The organism is Vibrio sp. 2096 (assembly GCF_033339595.1).
In the GTDB taxonomy this organism is placed as follows: Bacteria; Pseudomonadota; Gammaproteobacteria; order Enterobacterales; family Vibrionaceae; genus Vibrio; species Vibrio alginolyticus.
In genome coordinates, this window is record NZ_JAWOUX010000009.1 from 181,956 (window position 1) to 199,168 (window position 17,213).

Below are 17,213 nucleotides of genomic sequence, written 5' to 3' on the forward strand. Positions count from 1 at the left end.
GATTAGTTTTGATATGGAAACACAAGCTCAACCAAACAACCATGTGGTGCTGTCGAGCTGATGACAAACTCGCCACCATGCATTTCCATCACATCGCGACAAATGGCTAACCCCAGCCCAAGCCCTTCTTCTTTGCTACTCACAAACGCTTGAGTCGGATTCTCTTGCTGCAACCCTGTACCATTGTCTAACACTCGAATGGAAAGTTGATTGACTTGGTAGTCACTATGCAGGGCAATTTTACCTTGATAACCTGACGAGTGATATTTCTCTTGGAACAAAGTACACGCATCAATCGCGTTACTGATCACATTAACTAAAACCTGTTGAACGCCAACTGCATCGACAAGTAACGGACGAATGTTCCCTTCTGTACTGGCCACAATAGAAATGTTTTGCTTCTTCATTCGAAAATGGAGCAACTCAATCGTGTCATCAATGAGTACTTGAGGATCGCACGGCGCTTTGTCGACACTACGCTTGCGGATCAACGTTCTTAAGCGCTGAATAATTGCATCGGCTCGTTCAACTTGGCCCTGTATTTTCTCAAGCACTGGGACAATATCTTCATGAGGGCGCTTTTTGGCCAAGCGAAGTAAACCGCCTTCACTGTAATTGCGAATGGCCGCCAATGGCTGATTGAGTTCATGGGCAAGACTAGTGCCGATTTCTCCGACAATCGCGACTCTTTGTGAGTGTTCTAACTGTTCGCTTTTCTCTTTTAATCGTAACGATGTCTGCTCCAACGCTTGCTTACTCTTGCTAAATCGATACTCAAGCCAAAAGTGGTACGCGTTCAACACAATAACAAACATGAACAGCGCCCATGCCCATTCTTGATGACTACGCAGCCAGCGCAATGCTTCTTGCCACCAAGGTTGTTGCAACGGATGGAGATCCAACGCCTGATAAAGTTTGTCGATGCTCAGCAAGCTGACGGGGGACGTCCAACCTGACGCGCCTGCCGCAATAACCGCAGGGTGTTCAGGTGGCATCGCTAACAATACTTGCGCAATCTGTTTGGCAATCTGAGCTGAGCCGCGCTCTGTTTTGGCAAATGACCAGTTAGGATAAAGCGGTGTGGAAACAGCGCATAACGAGCGCTCGTTCGGCTGTTGATTTAAAACTCGGTAATTACCCGGTTGTAAAAGCCCTTCACTTAACATCTGTTCCAATAAACAAGCAGGGACGACGGCCGCTTCCACATTGCCATCACGTAATTGATACAGGTTGGCATCAATAGGAAAACCAAGATAGCGGACATCGGAAAAGAAATCGTTTGGATTAAGCCCCATTTTGACTATTTGATAGCGCATCGTTAGATAACCACCAAAGGCTTTTTCTGATACCGCCGCAACGGGACGTCCTGAGACATCTTGCACCGTTTGATAACTTGAATTGGCTCGAACCACAAGCGCCGAACCAATTCCGTAATTCGAGTTTTGTGGTGCTCTGCTGGTTAGCGTTGCCATCCACGACAGCGCGTATTGCCTGCCCAACCGCACTGCTTGACCTGGGTTGGTTAAGATGAAATCCATGGTCTGAAACTTCACCGCTTCGCCCATTTCATCCAAGTTAAGGGGATGAAGAACAAAATGCACATCGGAAATTTGCTGATTGAGCCAATCAATGGTCGGTTGCCATCTCTGCTCGGCATAAAGATGACCACGTATCGCTAACACGCCCACTTCGACTTTTTTCTTGACCTGTGGCTGCTCTGCTTTTTGCTCTTGCAGATCTGCTTGTTCAGAAACTGCGCCGTGAGCCAAAGATGCAAAGGCAACTAAGCAAAGAATCCAAAGCTGAAGCCACAGTGCTTTTTTCATGATGAGTCGAATCGTTCCGTCAAGAGAGTACGACAAGAATAACAGCTACCTTCCCTAAACCACATTTGTTTTAGATCAAGTTTGATCTGGGTATGTGGAAATCCACAATATAAGCCTCGCAGTGCATTTCTCACAATGGAATCAGTCAATTCAAATACAACAAAAAAGCAGGTGAGTTATGGATTCCACCAAACGTCGCTTTCTCAGCGCGGTCACAGCCGGAGCCGCGTTAATTCCAGTCGCAGGCATTGGCACGGCAACTGCGGGAAACATTATTCGAAATAACCAGTCCGCTGACCGAAAAGGACAAGTCGGGAAGCGTTATGCCATGGTGATAGATTTGCGTAAATGTGTCGGATGCCAGGCTTGCACTGTGGGTTGCAGCATCGAGAACCAAGCGCCTATCGGTCAATTCCGAACCACCGTAAAGCAATACGAAGTTACGTTAGATGATGGCTCTACCACGCGAGAAGCAAAAGCCTTTATGCTACCGCGCCTTTGTAACCACTGCGACAACCCACCTTGCGTGGCAGTGTGTCCGGTTCAAGCAACCTTTCAGCGCGAAGATGGCATTGTCATGGTGGATAACAGTCGCTGCGTAGCGTGTGCGTATTGTGTACAAGCTTGCCCTTACGATGCTCGCTTTATCAATGAAGACACCCTCACCGCAGATAAATGTACCTTCTGTGCTCACCGTCTAGAAAAAGGTCTATTGCCTGCCTGCGTGGAAACCTGTGTTGGCGGAGCACGTGTAATTGGTGATTTGAATGATCCATCAAGTGAAGTCCGCCGCTTAATTGCGAAGCACCAAGACGATATCACAGTGCTAAAACCCAATGAAGGCACCAAGCCTCACGTGTTTTACATCGGCATGGATGAACGCTTCACCAGCCACATCGACGGACAACCTGCTATTTACGACCCACAGGGAGAGCGCGCATGAACATCACCGAAGTGTTAGTCCAACCTCAAGCGATGGCTTGGCTCCCGTGGGCGGTGCAATATTTCTTCTACATCGGTTCGGCTTATGCGGCTGCTGTTTTATTCCTAATCGCCCTATTATTTGAAAAACACACCAGTCACAGACTGCGCGCTGCGCTTGTTCTGACGCTGGCCATCGGCGCCATCGTGGGGCCATTAGCGTTAACTGGCGACCTTCACCAACCGGGACGCGCATGGCATTTTTACGCACACATCACTCCGTGGTCATGGATGTCTTTAGGGTCGCTTTTCTTGCCTGTTTTCTCAGGTTTAGCGGTAGTGACTGCATGGCTGTATCTCCGCGAGGATCTGATCAACTTACGTAATCAGCCAGGGAAAGTACTGCCTCTAATTTCAAAGCTGTCACTGGGTGACTGGGCGCTCTCTCGTAGAGTCATGCTTATGGTATCTGTTATCACGGTGCTATCAGGCATCACCATTGCAGTCTACACAGGCGCTGAAATTGCAGTCGTTAAATCGCGCTCTTTATGGCACCAACCCGCGTCGCCGGTTCTTTGGTTTGTCACTGCATTTATGAGCGCGGTCGGATTTTCTCTGTTGATTTGGCTCTTGCTGCCTAGTCAGTCAAAGACGCTGACATCTGGCGATACTAATTTACTTAAAAAATCAGTGGTTACCAGCGGTGTATTAACGCTGATACTGCTACCGATTTGGGCATCCAACAATTCCGCATTTTCGCTCTATTCTAGCGAACAATGGATGCACAACATTGCCCTGCTCACTTTTGTCGTTTTAGGTTGTGTTTTGCTCGCTTTCATCTTCTTGCGCGATACCAAAAAGTCCGCATCAGCCAGATTTCGTCACGTCATAGGGCTCAGTTTCGTGTCTGCTGCCGCACTGGCAAGTGCATGGCTGATTCGCTGGTTTACCATCATGGAAGTGCAAACCATCGCCAAGTTCGATGCAGGGCTGTATCCATACCAACTCACTATGGATGGAAATGGCTGGATAGGCATTATCGGCATGCTCGGATTATGGCTTGCACTGGCACTGCTCGGTTCGGAGCTGGTTCAGTCAAAACAAAAGATCGAAGTAAAAGCCTCATCACTCACCTTAACTGAACGCTAATCAAAGAGGATTTCATCATGGATAACAAACGCCGTCAGTTTTTGAAATCAGGCATTGCAGTGGGTGGGCTTGGCGCATTCGCTGCGGGTTACGCTACCACCACCAAACACATAGTCGAGGGTGCGCTCGAAGGCACTGCGGGAGAAAAAACGCGTGATATTCACCACGGTAACTCGCTTGAACCAGAGTACACGGTCAACAGCAAAGGCAACCTAATCCCTAATCCAAATCAGCGCGTTGCGCCATCGATGTGCTTTGGTTGTTGGTCACTGTGCGGATTGCGTGTACGCATTGATAACCGCAGCGACGATATTTTGCGTATTACTGGCAACCCATATCACCCACTCTCTCATCAGCAAAACATTCCGTTCGAAACGCCAGTCAAAGATGCTTATTTAAGTTTGGCAGGAGAAGCGGGCCTTGACGGTCGTTCAACAGCATGCGCACGTGGCAATGGGATGCTAGAAATTCGCAACAGCCCGTACCGCATTACTCAGCCACTGAAACGAGTTGGAAAACGCGGCGAAGGAAAATGGATTCCGATCAGCTACGAGCAATTGATAGAAGAAGTCGTAGAGGGTGGTGATTTATTTGGTGAAGGCCATATTGATGGCTTACGCGACATCCGCGATTTAACAACGCCCGTAGATCCTGAAAACCCAGAATATGGACCGAAAGCCAACCAATTGTTAATGACCAACGCCGGTAACGAAGGCCGAGACGACATATTCAAACGCTTCGCGTTCAACAGCTATGGTACACGTAACTTTGGGCATCATGGCTCTTACTGCGGCTATGCATTTCGTGCTGGCAGCGGCGCATTTATGAACGACTTAGATAAGAACGCACACTTAAAGCCAGATTTTGATAATGCGGAATACATCATCTTCATCGGTATGTCGCCAGCTCAAGCGGGTAACCCTTTTAAGCGTCAGGCGCGCCAACTCGCCAATGCGCGAACAGAAGGCAGCTTGGAATACACCATCATCACGCCAAGTTTGCCGGCGGGTTCATCGAGCTTGGCCGCCGGTGACAACAACCGCTGGATACCAATCAAACCGGGCACCGACTCTGCCCTCGTGCTTGGCATGATCCAGTGGATCATCGAAAACCAACGCTACAACAAAACCTTCTTGGCGCAGCCGGGGGCAAACGCGATGAAACGAGCCGGCACCGCGCACTGGTGTAATGCTACGCATCTTGTGATAAGCGATAATCAGCACCCGAGAAACGGCACGTTTTTACGCGCGTCGGACTTGAATCTGCCATTCGAGGGCGAAGCGTTGTCTGACTCCGACCCGTACGTCATCGTGGATGATCAAAGCGGCGAATTTGGTGTGCATACCCAGACAGAAGAAGCGGCACTGTTTGTCGATAAAACGGTTTCGCTTGCATCAGGCGAAGTACGAGTAAAATCGTCTCTACAAAGGCTCAAAGAAGAGGCGTTCAAATACAGCCTTGCGTTCTACAGCAAACAATGTGAGATCCCTGTTGAGCAAATCGCAGAACTAGCGAAACGCTTCACCAGCTACGGCACAAAAGCGGTGGTCGATACCCACGGTGGCAACATGCACACCAATGGGTTCTATAACTCGTTTACCATCATGATGCTCAATGCATTGATTGGTAATATCAACATGAAAGGCGGCGCGATGGCCAAAGCGGGTGGCTACCCAACTTCCGCTGCGGGTCCTCGTTACGACTTCACCAAATTTGCGGGTAAGGTCGGCCCGAAAGGCGTCTTTCTATCGCGCAGTAAATTCCCCTACCACAAAACCAGCGAATACAAGCGTCGCGTTGAGGCAGGAAAATCCCCTTACCCAACTCGCGCACCTTGGTATCCGTTTGCAGCGCCACTGCTGACAGAGCACCTATCTGCAGCTATTGATGGTTATCCATACCGCGTTAAAGCGTGGATCAATCACATGGCGAACCCAATGTATGGTGTACCCGGTTTGAAAGCGCTGCTGGAAGACAAGCTTAAAGATCCAAAACAACTCGGTTTGATTGTGTCTGTTGATGCGTTCATTAACGAAACCACCGCATTGTCGGACTATATTGTGCCGGACACGGTCACCTACGAAAGCTGGGGTATGGCAACGCCTTGGCACGACGTTCCGGTGAAAACCGTCACCGCTCGCTGGCCGATTGTGGGAGCGCGAACAGAGAAAACCGCCGATGGTCGTTCAATTTGCTTAGAAAACTTTTTGATTGATGTCGCCAAGAAAATGCAACTAGGCGGCTTTGGTGACAACGCGATTCAAGATGCGCAAGGGAATTGGCACGCCCTCCACAGCGCTGAAGATTTCTACTTACGTTCCGCGGCAAACTTGGCGTATGTGAAAGGCGGGGTGCCTGAAGTTTCGGCAGAAGACATTGCGTGGTCCGGCCTAGAGCGTTTAATGCCAGCCATGCAGAAGACGCTGACAGCGGATGAGATGAAACGTGTGGCGTTTATTTTTGCTCGCGGTGGACGCTTTGAAAATGCAACCGAAGCGTATCAAGGTGAGCAAATGAAGCACAAATGGACACGACCTGTTGCGATATGGAATGAACGTGTCGGCAGCGCAAGAAACACCATGACCGGTGATTTCTACACCGGTTGCCCAACATGGCATCCACAAAAACTGGCCGATGGCACACCAATGGAAGACCAGTTCCCAAGCTCAGAGTGGCCTTTCAGCCTGACGAACTTTAAATCCAACATTCACAGTGCGGTATCCAATCTATCGCCAAGGTTGAACTCGATTAAAGGCGTAAACCCAGTGTACATCCATCCAATCGATGCCGAGCGCGCAGGCATTAAAACAGGTGATGAGTTTGTTATCGAGACACCATCTGCAAGCACCAAAGCACTCGCGATGATAGTCAGCGGGATTCGCCCTAGTACACTCGGATTTGAACATGGGTTTGGTCATACCGAGCTAGGACAACGCTCGCACTGGATCGGCGATAAACAACAACCCGTAAAAACGCGCAGCCAAGATGGCGTCAACATTAACGACATTGGCTTAATTGACCCTACTCGAGAAGGCAAAGGCGTGTTGTTGGATTGGGTAGTGGGCGCGGCGGCACGTCAGTCCCTGCCGGCCAAAATCCGCAAAGCGTAACGCCGCACGTTAAGACGTCTCTACCACTTAGAGCTGCCGATTTGTGCAGCTCTTCACCACTTTGTTTTTATCGCTTATAGAACAACCAATAAAAACAAATACGGCCATTTACACTTATTAAATATGTGGAAATCCACAATACCTTTCATTATTGACAAGGCCGACAATATTGTCCAAGTGACTACCAAGTAGCACTTAGACATATTAATAAAAATTAAAGTGAGTCAGCATGTCAAAAATTCTTCCAGTGGTGGTGGCCTGTTTGTTAGCAACCACTATGGGCGCAAGCGCCTCGTCTATTCCGGAAAAAGCCAGCGTATGTAGCGGTTGTCACGGCCAAGATGGCATGGGACAGCCAAATATCGCGCCGATGATCGCTGGTTTAAACGCGAATTATCTCAACACTCAAATCGAACTATTCCTTAGTGGCGAACGCCAAAATGTGGTCATGCAAGGCATGGCGAAGGAACTCAGCGATCCCGCAGACCGTAAGGAAGTTATGGAGTACTTTGCTAACCTCCCGAGCTATGAGTTCACGAATCCAGAACAACGCGGCGACCAAGCTGATATTCGTAACCCGTATCGTAAGTTAATTTTCCAAGGCGATTGGGATAGAAATATTCCAGCTTGCGCAACTTGTCATGGAGCCAGCGGTATGGGCGTCGACAAGTTCCCTCGCCTCGCAAGCCAACATGCTGATTACTTAAAAACGCAATTGATGGCATGGAAAAACGGCACTCGCAGTGGCGACCCGCTCAATATGATGGGGACCATCGCAAAAAATCTCACTGACAAAGAGATCGAAAATCTTGCTTACTACTTTGCCTCATTACGTTACTAGGAGCAGTCATGAAACGTTTCTATTCTTTGTTCGCACTGCCTTTCATTTCTACGCTCGTACTAGCTAACGATCCATTACCGGACCGCCAGAAAGAGCTACCTGCGATAGAAAAAGAAAATCACGGTGAATACTTAAAACCGCGTGATCTCAGCACAATCCCAAACACCGCATTTGGTGAGCAAGTAAAACGCGGTTACTCGCTCTTTGTTAACTCACAACAAATGCGCGGAAAATACGTTGGCAACGAACAAAACTGTGTGAACTGCCATATGGAGGCAGGACGAAAAGCAAACGCTGCGCCACTGTGGGCAGCTTACATGGCATACCCTGCATATCGTAAGAAAAACGATCGCGTAAACAGCTATGCTGACCGTATCCAAGGTTGTTTCGAGTATTCCATGAACGGTAAAGCGCCCGCTTACGATTCGACAGAAATTGTTGCCCTTAGTGCTTACGCCTACTGGTTAGCGATGGGCGGCTTGCTTGACAAACATGGTATGGCGGATGAACCCATTCCAGAACTAGACGCAAAAACGTTGCAAATTGGTGGAAAAGCAAAAGACTTCCCGTTGCCCGAAGCCATCGCACAAGCATTACCAATTGAAAAGCGGGGTAATCTCTCTGGGCGTGGCTACCCAAAAATCGCCGCCCCTGAGCAAGAACCATCAATAGAGCGAGGCGCATTGGTCTACGAAAAGAACTGTGAAACTTGCCATCGCGCCGACGGTTCAGGCATCAAAGACACCAACGACCATTCATACATTCCACCACTTTGGGGCGAATATGCGTATAACTGGGGCGCAGGTATGCACCGGATTAACACTGCAGCCTATTTTATTTACGAAAACATGCCGCTTGGGAAAAGTGTGCAGCTGACAGAGCAAGAAGCTTGGGATGTCGCAGCATACGTCAACAGCCATGAGCGTCCACAAGATCCTCGATTCAAAGGCAATGTCACCGCAAACGCGGAGAAATATCACCAGCACCAAGGCTATTACGGCAAAACGCTCAACGGTACGCAAGTCGGGGCCAATGCCTTTAAGAGCGGAACGGTCAAATAAAGTACAACTAACCACTTTAAATAAAATACTCTTTTCCCTGCTCAGATTATCTGGGCAGGATTACTTACCCTTAAAAACAAGTAATTACCCCTCCACAGACAAGCAATATCACATTATTTTCGACTTCCAACATACTCATCTTCGCCGTAAAATCTTGTACCAAACGCGACTTCGTTTATGTCTTAGATCTCCCATATGCTCTAATGCCAAAAGTAAGAAACTCGTAAACTCCTGAATCAAAACAAGCGTGCCTAGTGAAAAAAGAGTATTCTTAAAGCAAATGAATCTAAAACCTACCCGATGAGTATTCAACCTAATTCCCGTCAGTTAATTTCATGCGAAGAGTGCGGCCTTGTTGTTCGCATTCCCGATATCGAACAGGGGCAAAAAGCACAATGTCCTCGATGTTCGCATTCGCTGACTAAAGTGAATGCCAAGCCTTACCAAAGCGTGATCGCCATATCATCGGCATGTTTGATCATGTTAGTGCTAAGCATTTCTTTCCCTTTTATGTCGTTCAGCGTGCAAGGGTTGTCGCAAGAAATCACCTTGTTGCACGCTGCAAAAATGCTGGCTGAGTTTCAAAATGTGCTTTTGGGTGTGCTGTTACTCGCAACAGTTATCGTTTTACCTGCAATCTATGTTGGCCTCATTCTCTTTCTTCACCTTGAAGCATTAAAAGCACGTAAACATACCCCCTCTAAAAAGCAGCAACGAATGGCAAAAGTTTTATGCCGTCTTCTGTTTCGAGTCGAACCCTGGTTAATGGTGGATGTCTTTTTGATTGGCGTGTTGGTCAGCTTAATTAAAATCGCTTCCCTCGCAGACATAGGAATGGGCACTTCATTCTGGGCGTTTTGTGTATATACCGTTCTGGTAGTCAAATGCATATCAATGGTCGACAAAAGCTGGCTCTGGGGACACTTTATTCCAGCTATCGAGCTATCTGATGTAAAAGAGGGTGATACGCACCATAACCACAACCATATTGGTTGTCATACGTGTCACCAGCTCAACCCTATTGAAGCTAAAAAACACCAACACTGCATTCGTTGTAAAAGCCCTATTCACAAATACAACCCCGCAGACAATTTACAAAAAGCTTGGGCGCTTTTGTTTGCTTCAGTCATTTTCTATATCCCTGCGAACCTCTACCCTATGATGTACACCGTAAGTCTTGGACATGCAGAAGGTTCAACTATCATGGAGGGGGTAATATTGCTTTGGCATTTAGGTTCTTACCCTATTGCGATGGTAATTTTCTTTGCTAGCGTATTTATTCCAATGGCGAAAATGCTGGCACTCGCGTGGCTGTATTACAATGCGCAAAAAGCGCGATATCTTCCGCACGAAGAGAGTATTTCACGCTTAAAGATCTACCGTATAACTGAGTTTATTGGCCGTTGGTCCATGATTGATATCTTCGTTGTCGCGATCTTAGTTGCACTGGTTCAGCTACAAAACTTAATGGCGATTTATCCAGGTCCTGCTGCGCTCTCTTTCGCGGCAGTGGTCATTTTTACTATGCTTTCTGCAATGATATTTGACTCACGTTTGTTGTGGCAATTGCCACAAAACGAAGTGCAGGAGCCGATTTCTGACAACTTAAACGAGAAAGCCAAATATGAGTGATGAGAACAACGTAACCGCTCAAATAAAACCGCAAAAGCAGATTTCTGCGATATGGATTGTCCCGATCCTTGCGCTAGCCATGGGAGCGTGGATGCTGTTCCAATATATCAACAGTACAGGCCCACAAATTACTCTCCAACTGCCAACCGCAGATGGGATTGAGGTTGGCAAAACCGAAATCCGAGCATTGAATGTAAAAGTCGGACTGATTACTGAAGTCACTCTCAGTGAAAATTACGATCACATCATCGCTAAGGCACAAATGAACAAGGATGCAGAACGCATGCTGCGAGATGACACCATGTTTTGGGTGGTGAAGCCTCGTATTGGCCGTGATGGCGTTTCAGGTTTAGAGACCTTGCTCTCTGGCGCTTATATCCAACTTCAGCCGGGTAAATCTAAAATAGAGAAAGAGCGCTTTACGGTCTTAGATGTTCCCCCAGTCGCCTCTCCTGATGCAGAGGGGTTACGCCTTGTGTTAACACACCGCGAGGCTGGTAAGCTAGGCGTTGGTGACCCCGTCATTTATAAAGGCTTTACGGTTGGTCGCGTAGAGAAAACCAGCTTTGATGTTGACACTCGCAAAGCGTTATACCAACTCTTTATTTTCAAGCCTTATGACAGCTTAGTGCGCACTCGTACCAAGTTCTGGCTGAATTCTGGCGTAGATTTACAGCTCAATGCTGAAGGGTTCGAAGTCAAGTTTGGCTCATTAGAGAGCATGCTAACGGGTGGTGTTACCTTCGATACCGTTCCAGGTCTTGAATCCGGTGAACAGCTCACTGAAAATATGGTCAACTTCCGCTTGTACGATGATATTAAACAACTTCGAGAAGGTATGTACGATGATTATATTGAATTCGTTATGCTTTTTGATGAATCGGTACGAGGACTTAAACGTAAGGCACCTGTCGAATATCGAGGCTTGAGAATTGGTACTGTGATGCGTGTACCAATGCGACTTCCAACCCCAGAAGAGAACTTTTCTGCGAAAAAAATCCCTGTATTGGTACGTATCGAGCTCGGCCGTGTTTATGGCGATTTCCAATCCCAATCTTTACCAATGTTAAAAGATAAATTGAAGAGTGAGTTTGCTAAAGGCCTACGTGGTACTTTAAAAACAGGTAACTTATTAACAGGCGCACTATATGTTGACGCCGACTTCTATCCAAATGACGAGCCTTACGTACCGAGTAAGTTTGCTGATTTAGATGTTTTCCCAACCATGCGTGGTGGTTTTGCGCAGGTTCAGCGCCAAGTGAACGACTTCCTAAATAAGATTAATAACTTACCGATGGAAGAAACGCTAGATTCTCTCAATTCAACGTTAAAAACGTCCGAAAAAACGTTAGCTTCAGCAGAACGCGTGGCGGACAGTATTGATAAACTTTTGAATCAAAAAGAAACGCAAGAGATCCCAACAGATATTCGCCAAAGCTTACAGCAATTACAAAAAACACTCGATGGTTATGGGCCCAACTCAACCATGTACAGCGAAATGGAAGCCACGCTAAAAGAATTAGAAAGCGTGATGACAGAGTTTAAACCCGTACTTAAACAGCTAAACGAAAAGCCAAACTCTCTTGTGTTTGGAGAAGATGAAATCAGTGACCCAATACCAGTTAAAGGCCAAAACTAATGAAACGAGTATTCTTTCTGTCTATCGCGCTATTTGTCGGTCTAACGGGTTGCAGTAGCGCTCCGCAAACTAAAGGAGCTATGTACCTTCTACCTAAGGCGGAACCAGTGACGCTGAGCTCTTCTGATATCGCTCAGCGCCCAACTTTAGTTGTTCGTCCAGTGACATTGGCGAGTTATTTGAATGATAATGGCATTGTTTATCGAACCTCTGAGACCCAAGTTATTCAGGCAAAACACAATCAATGGGCGCACAGTATTTCTGAGCAAATCACTCAGAGAGTTGTCGCGGAACTACGTCAAAAGCAAAGTCATTACTGGCCGACTGAAATGAATAATCTGTTGGATCAAAGCGGTGAAGCCAAACTACAGCTTACGTTAAATAAATTTAATGGCAGCTACAAAGGTAATATCGAAATTGAGGGGGAATGGTTACTCATTAATGCCGAAGGTAAGGTAGAAAACAGCGCGCCAATACAAATCTCTCAGCCGCTTCAAGATGAGGGCTATGAAGCGCTCGTCAACGCTTTATCCATAGGCTTAGAAAGCCTAACCTCAGACATTGCCAAACAACTCTAAGTCAATGTTAATTACAGGGAAGCAAGTTGCTTCCCTTTTTTATGCAGAGTGTAGCGACTTCTACTAAGCTGAAAGCTGACGAAAAGCCGAAAAGGAAATTGGATGAAACCATGTAACCTGCTATCACTCTCCTCACTCATTCTTGTATTACCTACATCAGTAGCGCTCTCAACCGAGACACAAGAATCTCGTTGGCGAAATAGCATAGAAGTGTACATGCTAGGACTGAATATCCACGGGGATACCAGTATTGGTCGCTTTTCATCAGAGGTGGATGTCGATCCTAAGTTCATCGTAGACCACCTCGATATTGGGGCGATGTTGCGATTCGAGAGTATTTACCAAAGTAAGTGGGGCTACTACATAGATTATAGTTTCATGAACTTAAGTGGTGATGTTAATAATATCAAGGGCGCTCTGCCTAACGCTCGTTATCGTGCGGACATCGAAATACGGCAAGGTGTTCTAGAAGCAAAGGCATTCCAACGCGAACAATATTCATTTGGTAAACTGGATTATATGTTTGGATTACGTTGGTGGGACAATGACATCACCGGCAAGCTGTATCGTAATGATAACCGGGTACTAGAAGATAGACTGTCATTACAAGAAGATTGGGTCGATTTTTTAGTTGGCTTGCGACTCATTGATGAATTGAGCGAAAACTGGCGATTTCATGCCAGCATCGACGCCGGACTTGGCAACGATACTCACTTCACTTATGCCATTCAAACTGGTGTTCGTTATCGTTTTAACGAATGGTCTGATCTCAACTTAGCTTACAAGTCGACCTGGGTTGATTACAAAAATGAGGGAGTATTTGAATATGATACAGCTTCTCAAGGGCTTTTAGTCGGACTTGGCTTTTACTTTTGATCAGGTGAAACCCTAGCCTATATTCAAGCGTTGTAACGTGTACTAGCTCTAGGTACACGTCTAGTGTCGCGTTACAGATGCTTAAATAAGGCAAATTGATCTTCATCAGACTATAAATTGCTCTTCGGTGTTACTCTCTGTCGCAAAATATAAAACCCCACTCTATGACCTCATATAGGTCTTATTGATAAGGTTCCCGAGTAGCAATGTCGATTAACATTTCCGATTTAACCACCGCCCTAAATAAGGTGGAGCATATTCATAAAGTTCAGCTTGAAAACGTACATCAGTTCTTCAAAGCAAACGAAGCTTTTTCGTTGCAAACATTCAGCCAGCTGATATCTAGCGACTCGCTTGATGATCGATTTAAAACCATCGATAGAGCGTTCTCTTTGCTTGGTGATGCAAAAACCTACCTTTTAGAAGTGTCTTACCTTATTAAGTAAAAAAGAAAGCCCCGATAAAATTCATTATCGGGGCTATCATTTTCTATCTAAACTACTGATTTACAATTTGTAACGATCATCAGTTACCGTTAGTTCTGGGAAGGTTTTACCCTCGTCCATCGCTTCTTCTGTCTCTTCTTTTACTTGGTTATCAATCCAGAAATTACCGATATCCATTGGATGAAGCACCCATTCTGTCGCTTTTGTCATGCCGTTTTTAGGAATTTTAACCCAGCGCCAATGAGCAACTCGAGAATAAGGCACCATGTAGCCAGGAACGATGATATTTGCTTTGCTGACATAGTTTTGGATTTGATGCGACAAGTCGTAACGCTTCTCCTGATCAAACTCAGAGTCATACGCTTCAATTAACTTGTCTAGCTCAGGGCTGCTGTAGTTGGTGTGAGCATTCGTTTGTGGTCGATTTGCATTATCCGAGTGTAGGTATTCCCAATACGCAGGGATCTCACCAGAGCCCATATTCAAAAACGCTAGCTGATGCTTTTTCTCAAGAATGTATTTAAACGCAGATGAGCCATCCACCAAGTTTAACGTGAACTCAAGACCAGCAAGTTTCGCTTGCTCTTTCAGGTATGCAATACGCGGTGTCCAAGAGTTGTATCCGTAGGTGATGGCAAAGCTCAAGCGTTGGCCCTTGTCGTTAACACGAATACCATCTGCGCCCACTTTGTCAAAGCCCGCTTTTTCGAAGTGTTTAACCGCCGCATCAGCATCAAACTTTGGCGGTGTATTGTTAGGATCATCGTATTCGCCATGACCAAAGCCGAGTCCATGCGGTTTACGTGAATAATCTCCACGCATGATGTTTTCAATCATGCCGTCATAGTCAGTGGCTGCCATAACACCTTTACGCACTTCTAGGTTATCCAACATCGGCATCGCTGTGTTCATCCAAAGACCACCTGCTCCTTGCGGTGCTTCGTTAAAGCCCCAGTACTTTTGGATATAGCCTTTTTTGTACACATCACTATTGGTTTTGTCATGCCAAAAGCTTGGTAGCACCATCTCAAAGTAGTCTAAGTTGCCTTTCTCAAAGTGCTTCATGGCAATATCAGGATCGCGAATCACCTTAATGCGAACCTTTTCAACGTTATAACGGTTTTTATAGTAGCGGTTGTTGTATCCCCACCAATCTTCACCGACATGTTTGAATGTCACGCTCTTACCTTTCTTCACTTGATCAATGTAGTAAGGCGCTGCGGTTGGCTCAGATTTAAAGTTAAACTTTCTGACGAAGTTATCAGGCATGCCATCGTTATTTGCGTCCTTTTCTCCTTCAAAGAAGTGTTCAGGACGAGGCTGAAAACCATTACTTGGCATGTTAATCATAACCATAAGTGAGTCATGACTTTGAGCTACAGCAAGATTGACTTTGATCGTGTAGTCATCAATTTTTTCAACACTCACAATACTGTTTGTGAAGAAGTCGTTATACCACGGGTCGATAATGTCTTTTGACGTGTAGTACTTCATCATAAAGACGTAATCATCTGCTGTAATTTTTTCACCATCTGACCACTCGGCCGTTTCGTCGAGTTTAAAGAATACGGTTTTGTTGTCCTCTCCAAATGCCCATGACTTAGCAAGTTGAGGGATCCATTTGCCAGTATTTGGATGACGCTGAGCCAGTTTTGGTGAACCATCCATTAAGTATTGGCGCAAACCTGAGTTCGCATCTGGACCAACACTTCGTAATGTTTGCGGAAAGCTCTGAATGTAAGTGCGATAGGTGCCACCTCGTACCGCTTCTTCAGAGGCAAATAGAGGTTCGTTGTTGTTTGAAATCCATTCGATATCAGCTGGCAATTCTGCCGCACTCAGTTGAAAACTGGCAGCGGTCAGTGTTGCTAGTACTGAAAATGGCAGTTTTTTAGTCATGTTTCTTCCTTGTTGTGTTTGCGCACTAAGGTCGTAACAAGGAAGACAGCGTGTGAAAGCTCACAGAAAGCTGCGATTTAAAATACGCAGATAGGAAATAATAGGAACGTAATATGAAGTGACGTCCTGCCAGCTTCTATATTAATTTCAAAGAGTTTCACTAGGTCATCCTAGACCTTACAACGCAGTGAATGCATCTTCGCCATAGTATTCTTTAGACATTTGTAACGCAAGCCATCAATAACACATGGTTGCATTTTCGAGGCATCACAGTGAGTTATGTTACAAAAGTGTGATCGGCATAGTACCAAGCCCTACTTTACTCAGAATAAACCGCAGAACCTTTATCTCAATTGGCCCCGATATACCAGTTACAGCGAGTAAATGATCAGACATAGCTGGTTAAAAGGAATGGTTTTTTACCGCGATTAGTATTTTCATTCGATGTAAAAAGTGAGGCATCTTAGCCTCACTTTTCTCCATACAATCGAGACAGTGCTTACATGTTAGATAAGCTCTCATTGATCGACTTCAGCACTTCTGCAGGATTTGACGCTTGAGTGATAGGGCGACCAATCACAAGATAATCTGAACCTGATTGGATAGCGTCTACTGGTGTCATGATACGGCGTTGGTCACCTTGTTCTGAGCCAGCAGGTCGAATACCAGGGGTCACTAATTTAAATTCTTGGCCTAGTTCGCTCTTCAGTAGTGAGGACTCTTGCGCTGAACATACCACGCCATCTAAACCTGCGTTTTTGGTCAAGGTTGCTAGACGAATCACTTGCTCCTGAGGCGCAACATTCAAACCAATACCAGCTAAATCACTTTGTTCCATACTGGTTAGTACCGTTACACCGATAAGAAGTGGACGATCTTTACCATATGGCTCAAGAATTTCACGTGATGCCGTCATCATACGCTCACCACCGCTCGCGTGTACGTTCACCATCCATACACCCATTTCAGCCGCAGCGCGAACTGCTTTCGAGCAGGTGTTTGGAATATCGTGAAATTTTAAATCTAGGAATACAGAGAAACCACGTTTATGGAGTTCACGTACAAAATCAGGACCAAATAGCGTAAACATCTCCTTGCCAACTTTTAGTCGGCATGACGCAGGATCAATTCTATCTACAAACGCAAGTGCATCTGCTTGGTTATCATAATCCAGTGCGACAATAACTTTTTGGTCGATCATTTCATCTCCTAACTGTTTTGGTTCTTATTAAATA

General features: G+C 46.1%; 13 protein-coding genes. 10 read left to right on the forward strand and 3 right to left on the reverse strand.

Annotated elements, in window-relative coordinates; all coding sequences use genetic code 11:
* Positions 1-2 precede the first annotated feature (2 nt).
* A complete protein-coding gene (locus R7Q41_RS17360) occupies positions 3-1,826 on the reverse strand; it encodes a sensor histidine kinase (RefSeq protein WP_085569767.1) in 1,824 nt (607 codons plus the stop codon).
* Positions 1,827-2,004: 178 nt separating this feature from the next.
* On the opposite strand from R7Q41_RS17360, the gene dsrO reads away from it, so the two are divergent.
* The 10 genes from dsrO (at position 2,005) to R7Q41_RS17410 (ending at position 14,079) form a co-directional block, all read left to right on the forward strand.
* Positions 2,005-2,769, forward strand: coding sequence for a sulfate reduction electron transfer complex DsrMKJOP subunit DsrO (gene dsrO, locus R7Q41_RS17365; RefSeq protein WP_054729243.1), 765 nt, complete (start codon positions 2,005-2,007; stop codon positions 2,767-2,769).
* Positions 2,766-3,896: an NrfD/PsrC family molybdoenzyme membrane anchor subunit gene (gene nrfD, locus R7Q41_RS17370; RefSeq protein ID WP_206959668.1), complete on the forward strand. Its 1,131-nt coding sequence runs from the start codon at positions 2,766-2,768 to the stop codon at positions 3,894-3,896. Before dsrO ends, nrfD begins: the two co-directional genes overlap by 4 nt.
* Positions 3,897-3,913: 17 nt before the next feature.
* The gene (locus R7Q41_RS17375; RefSeq protein WP_206959659.1) at positions 3,914-7,006 is read left to right on the forward strand and encodes a tetrathionate reductase subunit A; all 3,093 of its coding nucleotides are present in this window, start codon (positions 3,914-3,916) and stop codon (positions 7,004-7,006) included.
* Positions 7,007-7,283: 277 nt separating this feature from the next.
* Complete coding sequence (locus R7Q41_RS17380) at positions 7,284-7,847, forward strand: c-type cytochrome (RefSeq protein WP_370687796.1); 564 nt, start codon at positions 7,284-7,286, stop codon at positions 7,845-7,847.
* An 8-nt stretch (positions 7,848-7,855) separates the two neighbouring features.
* Positions 7,856-8,908 (forward strand): c-type cytochrome, encoded by a 1,053-nt coding sequence (locus R7Q41_RS17385; RefSeq protein ID WP_318076380.1) that lies wholly within the window; start codon positions 7,856-7,858, stop codon positions 8,906-8,908.
* A 300-nt stretch (positions 8,909-9,208) separates the two neighbouring features.
* On the forward strand, positions 9,209-10,540 hold the full coding sequence (locus R7Q41_RS17390; RefSeq protein WP_025767235.1) for a paraquat-inducible protein A: 1,332 nt from the start codon (positions 9,209-9,211) through the stop codon (positions 10,538-10,540).
* Positions 10,533-12,179 (forward strand): intermembrane transport protein PqiB, encoded by a 1,647-nt coding sequence (gene pqiB / locus R7Q41_RS17395; protein ID WP_005376682.1) that lies wholly within the window; start codon positions 10,533-10,535, stop codon positions 12,177-12,179. The genes R7Q41_RS17390 and pqiB overlap by 8 nt, the downstream gene beginning before the upstream one ends.
* The gene (locus tag R7Q41_RS17400; protein WP_042523078.1) at positions 12,179-12,757 is read left to right on the forward strand and encodes a membrane integrity-associated transporter subunit PqiC; all 579 of its coding nucleotides are present in this window, start codon (positions 12,179-12,181) and stop codon (positions 12,755-12,757) included. The genes pqiB and R7Q41_RS17400 overlap by 1 nt, the downstream gene beginning before the upstream one ends.
* Positions 12,758-12,859: 102 nt before the next feature.
* Positions 12,860-13,633 carry a hypothetical protein gene (locus tag R7Q41_RS17405; RefSeq protein ID WP_042523080.1) on the forward strand — a complete coding sequence of 258 codons (774 nt, stop codon included), beginning with the start codon at positions 12,860-12,862 and terminating at the stop codon, positions 13,631-13,633.
* Positions 13,634-13,839: 206 nt separating this feature from the next.
* The gene (locus tag R7Q41_RS17410) at positions 13,840-14,079 is read left to right on the forward strand and encodes a hypothetical protein (protein WP_033905728.1); all 240 of its coding nucleotides are present in this window, start codon (positions 13,840-13,842) and stop codon (positions 14,077-14,079) included.
* A gap of 60 nt (positions 14,080-14,139) precedes the next feature.
* On the opposite strand, the gene R7Q41_RS17415 is transcribed toward R7Q41_RS17410, so the two are convergent.
* The gene (locus tag R7Q41_RS17415; RefSeq protein WP_318144603.1) at positions 14,140-15,978 is read right to left on the reverse strand and encodes an extracellular solute-binding protein; all 1,839 of its coding nucleotides are present in this window, start codon (positions 15,976-15,978) and stop codon (positions 14,140-14,142) included.
* A 499-nt stretch (positions 15,979-16,477) separates the two neighbouring features.
* A complete protein-coding gene (gene pyrF / locus R7Q41_RS17420) occupies positions 16,478-17,179 on the reverse strand; it encodes an orotidine-5'-phosphate decarboxylase (protein WP_005376667.1) in 702 nt (233 codons plus the stop codon).
* Between the last annotated feature and the right edge of the window lie 34 nt (positions 17,180-17,213).

Excerpts from the sequence above, each read along its gene's own strand:
- R7Q41_RS17360 (WP_085569767.1), bottom strand. The coding sequence starts at position 1,826 with ATGAAAAAAGCACTGTGGCTTCAGCTTTGGATTCTTTGCTTAGTTGCC.
- dsrO (WP_054729243.1), top strand. The coding sequence starts at position 2,005 with ATGGATTCCACCAAACGTCGCTTTCTCAGCGCGGTCACAGCCGGAGCC.
- nrfD (WP_206959668.1), top strand. The coding sequence starts at position 2,766 with ATGAACATCACCGAAGTGTTAGTCCAACCTCAAGCGATGGCTTGGCTC.
- R7Q41_RS17375 (WP_206959659.1), top strand. The coding sequence starts at position 3,914 with ATGGATAACAAACGCCGTCAGTTTTTGAAATCAGGCATTGCAGTGGGT.
- R7Q41_RS17380 (WP_370687796.1), top strand. The coding sequence starts at position 7,284 with ATGGGCGCAAGCGCCTCGTCTATTCCGGAAAAAGCCAGCGTATGTAGC.
- R7Q41_RS17385 (WP_318076380.1), top strand. The coding sequence starts at position 7,856 with ATGAAACGTTTCTATTCTTTGTTCGCACTGCCTTTCATTTCTACGCTC.
- R7Q41_RS17390 (WP_025767235.1), top strand. The coding sequence starts at position 9,209 with ATGAGTATTCAACCTAATTCCCGTCAGTTAATTTCATGCGAAGAGTGC.
- pqiB (WP_005376682.1), top strand. The coding sequence starts at position 10,533 with ATGAGTGATGAGAACAACGTAACCGCTCAAATAAAACCGCAAAAGCAG.
- R7Q41_RS17400 (WP_042523078.1), top strand. The coding sequence starts at position 12,179 with ATGAAACGAGTATTCTTTCTGTCTATCGCGCTATTTGTCGGTCTAACG.
- R7Q41_RS17405 (WP_042523080.1), top strand. The coding sequence starts at position 12,860 with ATGAAACCATGTAACCTGCTATCACTCTCCTCACTCATTCTTGTATTA.
- R7Q41_RS17410 (WP_033905728.1), top strand. The coding sequence starts at position 13,840 with ATGTCGATTAACATTTCCGATTTAACCACCGCCCTAAATAAGGTGGAG.
- R7Q41_RS17415 (WP_318144603.1), bottom strand. The coding sequence starts at position 15,978 with ATGACTAAAAAACTGCCATTTTCAGTACTAGCAACACTGACCGCTGCC.
- pyrF (WP_005376667.1), bottom strand. The coding sequence starts at position 17,179 with ATGATCGACCAAAAAGTTATTGTCGCACTGGATTATGATAACCAAGCA.